A 12,320-nucleotide genomic window follows, 5' to 3' on the forward strand; every position below is an offset into this window, starting at 1 on the left:
CTCCGAGATCCACCGTACGCGCCACGGGTGGGCCGACCACGAGGGGCGCGGGGAACTGCGCGCCCGACCACCGCTCTACGTGAGCGCATGGCCGGTCGCGCAGTTCCCCGCGCCCCTGGGTTCACGCGTCCCGTCCCGTTTGAGGGCCGCAGGCCCTCGTGGTTGGGACGGCGGGATGGCGAATGTGGGTCGCAGAGCCCCTGCGTGACGCCCGAAGGAGTCCCCGTGACCACCACCGAAACCCTGTCCCACGGACTGTTCACCCGAGGCGAGCCGGTCAGCGCCTGGACGGTCGCCACCGCCCTCCCCGTCACCTACGAGGTCCGTTTCACCCCCCGCCTGCTGGACCCGGCCAACCCCGCGCTCGGCAACGCCGGAGGCGCCGGTGGCCGCCGGCTGGTGGTCGTCGAGGAGACGGTCGACCGGCTGTACGGCGGGCGGATCCGCCGCTGGTTCGAGGCCCGCGGACTGCCGTACCGCCTGTGCGTGCTGCCCGCGCACGAGCAGGTCAAGACCATGGACTCGGTCTACCGGGTGGTCGAGCAGATGGACCGCTTCGGCCTCGCCCGGCGTGGCGAGCCGGTGCTCGCCGTCGGCGGCGGCGTGCTGATGGACGTGGTCGGCCTGGCGTGCAGCCTGTACCGCCGCTCCACCCCCTTCGTCCGGATCCCGACCACGCTGATCGGCCTGGTGGACGCCGGTGTCGGCGCCAAGACGGGCGTCAACTTCGGCGACCACAAGAACCGGCTGGGCACCTACCATCCGGCCGTCGCCACCCTGCTCGACCCGGCGTTCCTCGCCACGCTGGACCGGCGGCACCTCGGCAACGGCATGGCGGAGATCCTCAAGATCGCCCTGGTCCGGGACCGCCGCCTGTTCGAACGGCTCGACCGTGACGGCGAGGCGCTGGTCGCCGAGCGGTTCCAGGGACCGACCCCGGGCGGCGAGGTGCTGACCCGGGCGGTCCACGGGATGCTCTCCGAGCTGCAGCCCAACCTCTGGGAGCACCGGCTGGAACGCTCCATGGACTACGGCCACTCGTTCAGTCCGACGGTGGAGATGCGGGCGCTGCCCGAACTGCTGCACGGCGAGGCGGTCTGCCTCGACATGGCCCTCACCACCGTCATCGCCCACCGGCGCGGACTGCTCGACACCGGGCAGCGGGACCGGATCCACCGGTTGATGCGCCGTCTCGGCCTGCCGGTGTGGCACCCGCTGATCGAACCGGCCACCCTCGGCGACGCCCTGACCGACACCGTCCGCCACCGCGACGGCCGGCAGCGCTTCCCGCTCCCGATCGGGATCGGCGACTGCTGCTTCGTCGACGACGTCACCGCGGCCGAACTCGCCGCGGCCGCCCGCGAGACCGAGGAGCTGTCGTGCGCCGCACGGTGATCCTCGCCGACACCCGCGCCCCCGCCGACGTGCACGGCGTGCACGGCACCGAGGGCCTGACCCAGTGGGCGTGCCTCGCCCGCCGGGTCGGGCTGAACGGCGCCTGGGAGGCGGTCGAATGGGCCCGCATCCCGCCGGGCGGCGTCAGCGGGGAACACCGGCACACCCGGACCGAGGAGGTCTACGTCCTGCTCGCCGGCCACGGGGAGATCACCCTCGACGGCCGCCCCCACCCCGTCCGCGCCGGGGACGCGGTCCTCACCGGGCTCGGCACCCGGCACGGACTGCGCAACCTCGGCACCCGACCCCTGGAATGGCTGGTGATCGAAATGCCCGCCGCCCCTGCCCCCGTCCCCGCCACCGTCCCCGCGCCCCGTGCGCCCGTACTCCACCACGCGGTGGTGACCAATCTCCGCCGGATCGGCCCGGTCGACCCCCGGATCGTCCTCACCGGCCCGCTCCGGCTGCTGGAGGCCGACAGCCTCCCGTACGGCGGACGGCTCCCGCTCCGGGCCGACCGGGTCGAGCACACCCTGTTCGTCACCGGCGGGTCCGGGCGGGCCGCGATCGGGGACGACGTCCGGGTCCCGCTCGTCCCGGGACGCTGCCTCACCCTGCCGCTCGGCAGCCGGGCCCTGGTCGTCGCCGGCGTCGACGGGCTCAGCTACGTCCACGCCGAACTCCTCGCCCCGGCCGGCCCCGAGCCGGAGGGAGGCGGCTCCCGGTGATCGTCGCCGACCGTGCCCACCCCGCCGTCCACCTCGGGCCCGGCACCCAGCGGCTGCGCACCCGCTGCCTGGCCCGGCGGGGCATGCTGCACAGCGAGTGCGAGGCGTTCGACCACCTGCGGATCAGCCCCGGTGCCTGCTTCGACCTCCCGGGACGGGACGGCACCGAGGCGGCCTGGTACGTGCTGTCCGGGCTGGCAGCCCTGCTCGACTGCCCGGAGCAGCCGCACCGCACCCTCGCCGCCGGCGACCTGCTGCTGGCCCCCGACGGCCGACGGGTCCACCTGCACGGCGGACCCTTCGGCGCCGAGCTGCTCTGCCTCACCGTCCTCCCCGACGGGATCAGCACCGAACTTCCCCCGCGCCGACCCGATCTGACCCGCCCCTGAATCACACCAGTCGCCGGGCGCCGCCTCCCACCCAGGGACGCGGCGCCCGGCGTTGCCGCGAGCGCTGCCGGGACCGGGAGGCGGACCGGAACGGGCCCGGCGGCTCAGGCGCCCGGGGCGGCGGGCGCCGCAGCGTGGTGGGGTCGACCCGAAGGAGTGAGTGCGATGGCCGACCCCGACGACACCGCCGAACTCGACCGCGACCTGCAACTCGGCCCGGCCCGCGTCCGCCTGACGGTCCGCAGCGGCGACACCGGCTGGCACGAGCTCCACCGCGAACTCGACGCCCTGCCCGCCGCCCGCTGCACCGTCCTCGCCGACCCCGGCACCGCGCCCGGACTGCTCGCCCGGATCCGCCCCGGCGCGCCCGTCCTGCACACCGACGGCGCCGCCACCCTGAGCGACGTCGAGCGCCTCGCCGAACGGCTGCTCGCCGCCGGCGCCGGGCGGGACACCGTCCTGCTGGCCGTCGGCGGACCGGACGTCGCCAACCTGGGCGGGCTGCTGGCCGCCCTGCTGTTCCAGGGCTGCCGGCTGGTCCAGGTCCCCACCACGCTCGGCGCGCTCTGCGGGCCCGCGCTGTCGCTGCGCCACACCGTCGCCTCCGGCGTGCTCGGCGCCTGGCACGCGCCCCAGCTCGTCCTCGGACAGCTGGACTTCCTCGACCGGCAGCCCGTCGACGGGCTCCGCGCCGACCTGGCGGAGGTCGTCCGGCACGTCCTGGCCGTCTGCCCCGGGCCGTACGACCGCGTCGCCGCCTCCCTGCGACGGGAGGGCCGCCCGAGCCGCCGCGAGCTGGTCGCGTACGTGGCGCTGTGCGCCGACGCCCGGGCCGCCGTGCTCGCGTACGACCCGCAGGAGCGCGGGCCCGGCCTGGCCCTGGAGTACGGGCGCACGCTGGGCCGGGCGATCCGGCTGCTGTGCGGCGGCGACCTGCCCGTCGGGCACGCCGACGCGCTCGGGATGCTCACCGCCGCGCGGATCGCCGTCCGGCGCGGGCTGCTCGACCGCGAGGGCGAGCGGGCCCACCTGGAACTGTTGGCCGCCGCCCGCCTGCCGCTCGTCCCGCCCGTCCCGATCGACCCGGCCGCCTTCCCCGCCGCGGTCCGCCTCGCCGCCGCCCGCAGCGGCCGGCGCGGCCTGGTCCTGCTCGACGCCCCGGGACAGCCGCACTGCACCGACGGCAGCCTGCTCACCGACGTCGACGACGCGACCCTCCGCCACGCGGCCGACGCCCTGGCGGACCGCGGCACCGTGCCCGCTCAGGCAGGTGGTGGGGCGGGGACGGGACGCGGTGCCCGTGTGCCCGGGACAGCGGGTGGGTGAGGGTCGTGGCAGGAGATCGAACCGGACACCGGGAGGCCCGAGATGACCAGGACCGCCATCACCGCGTTGCGGCGCGGCCGTGCCGTCGACCCCGGCCGGGTGCTCAGTGGGCCGCTGCGTGCGGTGGGGCGCCGGTGGCTGGAGGCGGGGGAGGCCGTCGACCTCGTCGCCGAGGGCCGTGAGCACGCGGTCTACGTCACCGCCGGCACCGGCACCGCCGAAACCCCCGGCGGCGAGGTGCCGCTGGCGGAGGGCACGGCGGTCACCCTGCCGCTCGGCTCCCGCACCACCCTCACCGCGGCCGAGGAGGGCCTGGAGTACTTCCACGCCGTCCTGGCCGTCCCCCGAGGAGGCCCCCGATGATCGTCGTCACCACCCCCACCGCGGCGACCGCGCTGCTGCTCGGCGCGGACGCGCCCGGCGCCCGGGTCCGCTCGCTGACGCCGTACGGCGCACTGCGCAGCGCCACCGACGCGTTCGACCACCTCGCGCTCGACCCGGGCGCCGAACACCTGCTCCCGGCCCGGACCGGCACCGAGTCGGCCTGGTACGTGCTGCGCGGCCCGGCGCTGGCCGAACGGCTGCCGGACGGCGCCCAGCACCTCGCCGACGCCGGCGACCTGCTGCTCGTCCCGCGCGGCGGCGGCCTGCGGCTCTCCGCCGGACCGGGCGGCGCCGAGCTGCTCCGGCTGGCCCTGGCCGCCCCGACCGCCACCCCCCGGCCCGCCCGTCGCGGCGCCCCCACCCGAAGGACCCGGCCGTGAACGACACCATGACCGCGCTGCGGATCGAGGCCCCGCACCGGGCCGCCCTCGCGCGGATCCCCGAACCCTCCCCGCCGCCGGGGGAGTTGCTGATCCGGACCGGACTGGTCGGCCTCTGCGGCACCGACCTGGAGCTGCTGCACGGCACCGCCTCGTACCTGCGGGACGGCCGGGCCCGCTATCCGCTGGTGCCGGGGCACGAGTGGGTCGGCACCGTGGTCGACGGCGACGCCGAATTCCCGACGGGCCAACGGGTGGTGGGACACACCATGGTGCCGTGCGGCCTGTGCCCGAGGTGCCAGGCCGGACGGCGGGCCCTGTGCCGGCGGCTCACCGAGGTCGGCCTGTACGGCCGGCCGGGTGCCGCCGCCGAGTACCTGACCATGCCACGGACCTCGCTGACCGCCGTCCCGGACGCGGTGGACGACACCGCCGCCGCGCTGGTCGAGCCCGCCGTCACGGTCGTCGGCGCGCTGGAGCGGGCGGGCTGCCGCCTGCCCGACCGGGTGGCGGTGATCGGCACCGGCACGATCGGTCTGCTGGCGGTCCAACTCGCCGCCAGGCTGGCCGGATCGGTCGACGCGATCGGCATCGACCCGGCCGGGCGCGCACTCGCCCGGCGCTGCGGCGCGGTGCGCGCCACCACGCCCGAGGAGGCGGACGACGGCGCGTACTCGCTGGTCGTCGAGGCGTCCGGCGCGGCGCCGTCCTTCCTGCGCGGACTGCGCCTGCTGGAGCCGGGCGGCCGGCTGGCGGTGGTCGGGGTGGCCGGCGCGCCGGCCGAGGGCTTCGTACCCGGCGAACTCGCCCTGCGCGGACTGGAGGTGATCGGGGTCCGGCACGGGCTCGACCACTACCACCGCACCGTCCGGCTGTTCCGGGACGGCGTGCTGGACGCCGAGCCGCTGGTCGCGGCCGTGCTGCCGCCCGGCGCCGAGGCGTTCGACCGGCTGCAGCACGGCCGCAGCGGACCGCCCAAGATCCTGCTCGACTTCGGAGGCACCCGATGATCCTCGTTCCCTCGGCCGTTCCCCGCTCCGTCCCCGACCTGCGGCGGGTGGTCGCCGCCCCGCACGGCACGGTCACCGTCCACGCGCTGGCCGCAGGCGAACGGCTGGAGGTGCTCGCCGCCGGGGAGGAGGCGCACGTCGTGCTGGTCGGCTGCGCCCGCTGGGGCCGGGCGCTGCTGCTGCCCGGCGAGGGCGTGCACCAGCAGCCCGGCAGCCGGGCGGTGTTCACCGCCGAGGGCGGCCCGCTGATCCTCTTCGCGGCGAGTGCCGCCGTACGTGCGGTGGGGGCGGTGGGAGCGGTGGGTGCCGCACCGGGCCCGCCGCGGCGGCTCGCGGCGGGCGACGGCGACCGGACGCTGGCGCGCACCGGCGGCTTCGACGGCATGGGTGTGCGCTGGCTGGCCACCACGCAGAGCGTCGGCGCCCGCCGACTGACCGTCGCCACCTCGGCGTTCACCCCGGGCGGCCGCCACGAGCTGCACCGCCATCCGGCGGCCGGCGAGTTCTTCCTGGTGCTGACCGGGGGAGGCGAGCACCTCACCGAACGCGGCCCGGTCCGCCTGGCCGCCGGAGACCTCGCCTACGTCCCGGCCGGCGAGTGGCACGGCTACCGCACCGACCCCGACCGCACCACCACCGCCCTGTACGGCTACCTGGGCGCCGGGAGCCTCACCGCCGCCGGGTACCAGGTGAAGCCCGCCGCGCGGGCGGAGGCGTCGTGATCCCCGGCCTCGCTCGGCACCACCTCGTGGATCGCCATCGCCCGGCCCGTCGCACCCCTGACTTCTGGAGGAGCAGATGAACGCCATCGTCACCGGCGCCAGTTCGGGCATCGGCCGGGCCACCGCCGTGGCCCTCGCCGGGGCCGGACACGCCCTCGCCCTCGGCTACCGCGGCGATCCGGCCGGCGCCCGGCGCACCGCCGAACTGGCCGGCGGCGGGATCCCGTTCGCCCTCGACCTGGCCGACCCGGCCGGCGCCGCGGCCGCCGTCGAGCGGGCCGCCGACCTCCTCGGCGGGGTCGACGTGCTGGTCAACTGCGCCGGGGTCAACCGCCGTTCGCCCGCGCTCGCGGAGACGCTGGCCGACTGGCAGCGGATCCTGACCGTCGACCTGACCGGGCCGTTCGCCTGCGCGCAGGCCGCCGCCCGGCGGATGGTCGCGGCCGGCCGCGGCGGCCGGATCGTCAACGTCACCTCGGTGCACGAGTTCACCCCGATCCCCGGCGGCGCGGCGTACTGCGCGGCCAAGGGCGGCCTCGGCGAACTCACCAAGGTGCTGGCGCTGGAACTGGCGCCCCACGGCATCACCGTCAACGCCGTCAGCCCCGGTGAGACCGCCACCCCGATGAACGGCGTCCCCGAGGGCGCGGACGCCGCCGGACTGCACCGCCCGGCCATCCCCGCCGGCCGGCCCGGCCGGGCCGCCGAGGTCGCCGCCGCCATCGCCCACCTGGCCGCGCCGGAGGCCGCGTACACCACCGGCATCACCCTCACCGTCGACGGCGGCCTCAGCCTCACCAGTGCCGTCGCCAACCAGGAGACCACCCTAAGGAGTTCGCGATGACCGGCATCCCCGGCGCGCTCGCCGTCCACCACGTCGCCTACACCGTCCCCGACCTGGACCAGGCGGTGGCCTTCTTCACCGACGTCCTCGACGCCCAACTGCTCTACCGGATCGGCCCGGTGGAGGACAAGGAGGGCGATTGGATGACCCGGCAGCTCGGCGTCCACCGGGACGCCCGCGCCCACATCGCGATGCTGCGGATCGGTCCGGTCACCAACCTCGAACTCTTCGAGTACACCGCCCCCGACCAGCGCCGCGAGCAGCCCCGCAACAGCGACATCGGCGGCCACCACCTGGCGATCGCCGTCGCCGACGTGGACGCCGCCGCCGCGTACCTGCGGCAGCAGCCCGGCGTCGAGGTGCTCGGCGAACCGCAGACCGTCACCGACGGCGGCCCGATCCACGGCGACCGCTGGGTCTACTTCCGCACCCCCTGGGGCCTGCAACTGGAGGTGCTGAACATGCCGATCGGCATGCCGTACGAGCGGCACACCAAGGCCCGGCTCTACTCACCGCTCACCGCCTGGAGCTGACCGTGCCGACCGACACCACCGCCGCGGTGGTCCGCGCCCCGCACGCGCCGTTCGTGCTGGAACCCGTACGGCTCGACGCGCCGCGCCCCGACGAGGTGCTGGTCGCCGTCGCCGCGGTCGGCATCTGCCACACCGACCTCAGCGTCCGGGCCGGGCGCACCCCCGGGCCGCTGCCCGCCGTCCTCGGCCACGAGGGCGTCGGCACGGTCGCCGCCGTCGGCCCGGCCGTCACCCGGGTCCGACCGGGCGACACCGTGGTCCTCACCTTCGACTCGTGCGGGGCCTGCTTGCCGTGCCTGGCCGGGCGGCCGGTGCAGTGCCGCCACTGGCCGGCTCTCAACCTGTTCGGCGGCCGGCGGCCGGACGGCAGCGCCACCGTGTTCGACCAGGACGGGCGCGCGCTGAACGGGCGCTTCTTCGGCCAGTCCTCCTTCGCCGAACTGGTGCTGGCGAGCGAACGCAACGCCGTACCGGTCCGCGGCGACCTGCCGGTCGAGCTGCTCGCACCGCTCGGCTGCGGCGTACAGACCGGGGCCGGCGCGGTGCTGAACGTCCTGCGACCCGGGCCCGGGACGGCCCTCGCCGTGTTCGGGGCGGGCGCGGTCGGGCTCGCGGCGCTCCTCGCCGCCCGGCTCACCCCGGCCACCCGGATCATCGCCGTCGACCTGCTGCCCGGCCGCCTGGAACTCGCCCGCGACCTGGGCGCCGACGCAGTGGTCGACGCCCGGACGGACGACCCGGCGGCCGCGATCCGCGACCTCACCGGCGGGCTCGGCGCGGACTGCGCGCTGGAGACCAGCGGCAGCGTACGGGCCCTGCGGCAGGCGGTGGACGCGCTGGCGGTCGGCGGGGTGTGCGGGGTGGTCGGCGCGCCGCCGGCCGGCAGCGAAGTCGCGCTGGACGTACCGGCGTTGCTGGCCCGGGCACCGCGCATCACCGGCATCAACCAGGGCGACAGCGACCCGGCCCGCTTCCTGCCCGCCCTCGCCGACCTGGTCCGCTCCGGCCGCCTGCCGATCGACCGACTGGTCCGCACGTACCCGTTCGAGGAGGTCGAACAGGCCGCGGCGGCGGCTGCGGGTGGGGAGGTGGTGAAGCCGGTGCTGTTGCTGTGAGGCGGGCGCAGGGTGGGTGGGGGAGTGGGGGACCGTCGGCGGGCCGGGGCGCGTGGGCGTGGGGGGTTCGGGTGGTCGCTCGGGGCGTGTCGGCATGTCACGCACCGTCACCGATTCGTCGCCGCTAGTGTCGCCAGGGTGGATGATCAGCAGAGTGGTGCCGAATCCGTGCGTGTACTGATCGTTGACGACCATCCGCTCTTCCGCGAGGGCCTCCGGGCCGCCCTGGCGAGCGCGGACGGGATCGAGGTGGTGGGCGAGGCCGAGACGGTGGGGGCGGTGCCGGAGGCGGTCGCCGCCCACCGGCCGGACGTGGTGGTGATGGACCTCTCCCTGCCCGACGGCTCCGGCCTGGAGGCCACCCGCCGACTGGCCGACCAGGCCGACGGCGGCGACGGCGTGCCGGTGCTGATGCTGACCATGGCGGACGACGACGGCAGCCTGCTGGCCGCGCTCCAGGCGGGTGCCCGCGGCTACCTGGTCAAGGGCGCGGGCAGGGACGAGGTGCTGCACGCCGTGCGGACGGTGGCCGGCGGCGGGGCGGTGTTCGGTGCCGACGTGGCGGCCCGGATCACCGCGCTGCTGGCCGGCACCCGGCTGCGCGAGGCGGGGCAGCTGTTCCCGGAGCTGACCGCCCGTGAGGCCGAGGTGCTCGACCTGGTCGCCCGGGGCCTGGACAACCGGCGGATCGCCCGGGAGCTGTTCGTGGCGGAGAAGACCGTCCGCAACCACGTCACCCACATCTTCGAGAAGCTCCACGTCGCGACCCGGGCCGAGGCGGTCGCCCGGGCCCGGGACATGGGGCTGGGCGACGACGAGCGGCGCCCGGAGCCCGGCGGCTCCCGGCCCGCCTGACCGGCCCGCCTGACCGGCCCGCCTGACCGGCCCGCCTGACCGTCCCGGCCGGCTGGCCCGTCCGACCCGGGGCCGGGACGGGACCGCCGGCCCCTGCGGCCGGGACACCGGGTGGCGAAGGATGGTCGGAACCACCGGGACCCACGGGCACCGACCGTCGTCGAGGAGGGCCGATGAACAGCGACCAGGGCGCCACCGCACTCACCCCCGCCAGGCCCGACCGGGCCCTCGCCGCCTGCGGGGCCGCACTGCTGTGCGCGCTCGCGTGGACCGCCCTGGCGGTCACCCACCCGCACGCCGACCTCGACCTGTACCTGAACGGCGCGCTGACCGCGATCTTCCTGTGCTTCGCGCTGTCCGGCGCGTTCGTGCTGATCAACCGGGCCGCCCGGGGGCTGGGCAGCGCCCTGCTGGCCACCGGCGTGGCACTGGAGGTCTCCCAGCTGGCGGTGATCGCAGGCGCGCTCGGCCACGCCACCGGCTGGACGGCGGACCTGGTGTTCGCCACCGTGCTGATCGGCTGGTGCTGCTACGGCGTGCTGGTGCTGACCTTCGCCCTCTGGCTGCCGGACGGCCGGCTGCCCGGCGGAGTCGCCGGCCGCGCCCTGGTCGCCGGGTACGTGCTGTGGGGCGTGGTGGACGGCTTCGCCACGGCCGCCAAGGACCCGGAGTGGTACGGCGTCCCCAACCCCTTCCACCACGGGATCTGGGCCGATCTCTACCGGGCCCGCACCGACGTGTTCGGCGACCCGACCGCCGACGTCTCGCTCGGCCGGAACATCTCCACCGCCCTGGTCGCGCTTGCCCTGCTGATCGCCGCCGTCCGCTGGTACCGCGCGCCCGGCCCGCACCGCCGACTGGTCGAACTGGTCGGGCCGTACCTGCTCTGGACGGCCGTGGTCACCGTCCCGTACTACACCGGCTACCACGCCGACTGGCTGTTCTACGCGGTGCTGGTCGGACCGGTCGCCTGGGCCGGCGGGCTGGTCTTCGCCTTCCGCAAGGACCGCTCGCTCTCACTGGACCGGGCCACCCGGCGCCGCCTCAGCCTGCTCACCTTCGGCACCCTGCTGTTCCTCGCGGTGGCGGCGGCCGCCGTCGTCGTGCACGACCTGCTGCCGGGCCGCGCGCCGGACGACTGGTGGGCCCTGGCCGGGGCGGTGGCGGCCGGGGCGCTGCTGCGCCCCGCGTTCCATGGCGTCACCCACGCCGTCGACCGGGCGTACTACGGCGACCGCGCCCACCCGTACCAGGTCGCGAGCGGCCTGGCGGAGCGGATCGGCTCCGCCGTCGACCCGGCCCACATCCCGCCGCTGCTGTGCCAGACGGTGGTCGACAGCCTGGGGCTGCCGGCCGCGGCCGTCCGGGTCGAGGGCCGCACCGGCGTTCGCGAGCTGGCCGCGCGCGGGCGCCTCGGACCGTCCGCCGAGCGCTTCCCGCTGCGCTACGAGGGCGCCGAGATCGGCGCGCTGCACGCGGCCCCGCGCAGCGGACAGACCACGCTCGACCGGCAGGACCGGGACGTGCTCCGGCTGCTCGCCGACCAGTCCGCACCCGCCGTCGCCTCACTGCGCCTGTACGAGGACCTGCAGGCCGGCCGCAAGCGCCTGGTGCTGGCCCGCGAGGAGGAACGCCGGAGGCTGCGCCACGACCTGCACGACGGCGTCGGACCGGCGCTCTCCGGGCTGCGGCTGCGCCTGGACGCCGCCCTCGCCACCGCGCCCGACGGATCCCCGACCGCCACCGCGGTGACCGCCGCCTCCGAGGAGATCGGCCGGCTGATCGTCGAGCTGCGCCGGATCACCGACGGCCTGGCTCCCGCCGCGCTCGGCTCGGAGGGGCTGGCCGGGGCGCTGCGCCGGCTCGCCGCCGGACTGGGCAGCCGCGGCCTGGAGGTGCTGGTCGAGCTCGACCCGGACCCGCTGCCGCCGCTGCCCGCCGCCGTCGAGGTGGCGGTCTACCGGATCAGCGGGGAGGCGCTCAACAACGTGGTGCGCCACTCGGGAGCCAGCAGCGTCCGGCTGGCCCTGAACGTCGGGGCGGACGAGGTCACCGTGGAGACCCTGGACAACGGCGCGGGCTTCCCGGTGCACACCGACGGGGTCGGGGTGGGCCTGCGCTCGATGGCCGAGCGGGCGGAGGAGCTCGGCGGCTGCTTCACCGCCTCCAACGACTCCTCCGGCGCCCGGGTCCGGGCGGTCCTGCCCCGGGCGGGCGCGGCGGAGCCCGCGGACTGAGCGCTCACTCCCCGGACGGGATTCCCGGGCGCAGTGGGGACACCTGCCCCATGCGCCCGGGACGCCTCCCGGCGGACAGTCGAGGTACGAGACCGGCCCGAACCGGGGGCGGTCGGCTCCCCAGGAGGACAGCTCGATGGCAGCGATACCCGAGGAAGAGGCGGTGACGGCCGAGCCGGAGCGGGGGACCGTCCGGCCGGACCGGGATCCGCAGGTGTCCGGGCCGGATCAGAACCCCGACCCGAACCCCGCCCCGCCCGGTCCGGAGCCCGCGCCGTGCGGTGGACCGCTCCAGCCGCGGTGCCCCTGACCCCCCGAAAGCGCGACCCGAGAGGCCCGGGCCGGTACGGAATTCCACTCCGCACCGGCCCGGGCCTCCGGGCTGTAACGGGTTCGGCTCCT

At 76.5% G+C, this 12,320-nt stretch carries 13 protein-coding genes; all 13 read left to right on the top strand.

The features are described 5' to 3' along the window. Positions 1–225: 225 nt before the first annotated feature. The 13 genes from FHR36_RS07475 (at position 226) to FHR36_RS07535 (ending at position 11,918) form a co-directional block, all read left to right on the top strand. Entirely contained in the window at positions 226–1,395 is a 1,170-nt protein-coding gene (locus FHR36_RS07475; RefSeq protein WP_253795011.1) for a sedoheptulose 7-phosphate cyclase, read from the top strand. After that, on the top strand, positions 1,380–2,123 hold the full coding sequence (locus tag FHR36_RS07480; protein WP_253795013.1) for a cupin domain-containing protein: 744 nt from the start codon (positions 1,380–1,382) through the stop codon (positions 2,121–2,123). The genes FHR36_RS07475 and FHR36_RS07480 overlap by 16 nt, the downstream gene beginning before the upstream one ends. Next, on the top strand, positions 2,120–2,512 hold the full coding sequence (locus FHR36_RS07485) for a pirin family protein (RefSeq protein ID WP_253795015.1): 393 nt from the start codon (positions 2,120–2,122) through the stop codon (positions 2,510–2,512). The genes FHR36_RS07480 and FHR36_RS07485 overlap by 4 nt, the downstream gene beginning before the upstream one ends. Positions 2,513–2,677: 165 nt before the next feature. Continuing rightward, complete coding sequence (locus FHR36_RS07490; RefSeq protein WP_253795017.1) at positions 2,678–3,838, top strand: 3-dehydroquinate synthase family protein; 1,161 nt, start codon at positions 2,678–2,680, stop codon at positions 3,836–3,838. A 42-nt stretch (positions 3,839–3,880) separates the two neighbouring features. Further along, positions 3,881–4,201, top strand: coding sequence for a cupin domain-containing protein (locus FHR36_RS07495; protein WP_253795018.1), 321 nt, complete (start codon positions 3,881–3,883; stop codon positions 4,199–4,201). Further along, positions 4,198–4,602 (top strand): pirin family protein, encoded by a 405-nt coding sequence (locus tag FHR36_RS07500; RefSeq protein WP_253795020.1) that lies wholly within the window; start codon positions 4,198–4,200, stop codon positions 4,600–4,602. Before FHR36_RS07495 ends, FHR36_RS07500 begins: the two co-directional genes overlap by 4 nt. Next, positions 4,599–5,612, top strand: a complete 1,014-nt coding sequence (locus tag FHR36_RS07505) for a zinc-dependent alcohol dehydrogenase (RefSeq protein WP_253795022.1) — start codon at positions 4,599–4,601, stop codon at positions 5,610–5,612. The genes FHR36_RS07500 and FHR36_RS07505 overlap by 4 nt, the downstream gene beginning before the upstream one ends. Further along, positions 5,609–6,334 (top strand): cupin domain-containing protein, encoded by a 726-nt coding sequence (locus tag FHR36_RS07510; protein WP_253795024.1) that lies wholly within the window; start codon positions 5,609–5,611, stop codon positions 6,332–6,334. Before FHR36_RS07505 ends, FHR36_RS07510 begins: the two co-directional genes overlap by 4 nt. 76 nt (positions 6,335–6,410) lie before the next feature. Beyond that, the gene (locus FHR36_RS07515; protein ID WP_253795026.1) at positions 6,411–7,178 is read left to right on the top strand and encodes an SDR family oxidoreductase; all 768 of its coding nucleotides are present in this window, start codon (positions 6,411–6,413) and stop codon (positions 7,176–7,178) included. Next, the gene (locus FHR36_RS07520; protein ID WP_253795028.1) at positions 7,175–7,711 is read left to right on the top strand and encodes a VOC family protein; all 537 of its coding nucleotides are present in this window, start codon (positions 7,175–7,177) and stop codon (positions 7,709–7,711) included. Before FHR36_RS07515 ends, FHR36_RS07520 begins: the two co-directional genes overlap by 4 nt. A gap of 2 nt (positions 7,712–7,713) precedes the next feature. Beyond that, positions 7,714–8,826 (top strand): NAD(P)-dependent alcohol dehydrogenase, encoded by a 1,113-nt coding sequence (locus FHR36_RS07525; protein ID WP_253795030.1) that lies wholly within the window; start codon positions 7,714–7,716, stop codon positions 8,824–8,826. 168 nt (positions 8,827–8,994) lie between these two features. Continuing rightward, positions 8,995–9,681 (top strand): response regulator, encoded by a 687-nt coding sequence (locus FHR36_RS07530; protein WP_253795031.1) that lies wholly within the window; start codon positions 8,995–8,997, stop codon positions 9,679–9,681. A gap of 173 nt (positions 9,682–9,854) precedes the next feature. Continuing rightward, positions 9,855–11,918 carry a sensor histidine kinase gene (locus FHR36_RS07535; RefSeq protein ID WP_253795033.1) on the top strand — a complete coding sequence of 688 codons (2,064 nt, stop codon included), beginning with the start codon at positions 9,855–9,857 and terminating at the stop codon, positions 11,916–11,918. The last annotated feature ends 402 nt before the right edge of the window (positions 11,919–12,320 follow it).

The sequence above is a fragment of the Kitasatospora cinereorecta genome, from assembly GCF_024172095.1.
Classification (GTDB): Bacteria; Actinomycetota; Actinomycetes; order Streptomycetales; family Streptomycetaceae; genus Kitasatospora; species Kitasatospora cinereorecta.

Coding starts and splice junctions, on each gene's coding strand:
- FHR36_RS07490 (WP_253795017.1), top strand. CDS start 2,678: ATGGCCGACCCCGACGACACCGCCGAACTCGACCGCGACCTGCAACTC.
- FHR36_RS07495 (WP_253795018.1), top strand. CDS start 3,881: ATGACCAGGACCGCCATCACCGCGTTGCGGCGCGGCCGTGCCGTCGAC.
- FHR36_RS07500 (WP_253795020.1), top strand. CDS start 4,198: ATGATCGTCGTCACCACCCCCACCGCGGCGACCGCGCTGCTGCTCGGC.
- FHR36_RS07510 (WP_253795024.1), top strand. CDS start 5,609: ATGATCCTCGTTCCCTCGGCCGTTCCCCGCTCCGTCCCCGACCTGCGG.
- FHR36_RS07515 (WP_253795026.1), top strand. CDS start 6,411: ATGAACGCCATCGTCACCGGCGCCAGTTCGGGCATCGGCCGGGCCACC.
- FHR36_RS07520 (WP_253795028.1), top strand. CDS start 7,175: ATGACCGGCATCCCCGGCGCGCTCGCCGTCCACCACGTCGCCTACACC.
- FHR36_RS07535 (WP_253795033.1), top strand. CDS start 9,855: ATGAACAGCGACCAGGGCGCCACCGCACTCACCCCCGCCAGGCCCGAC.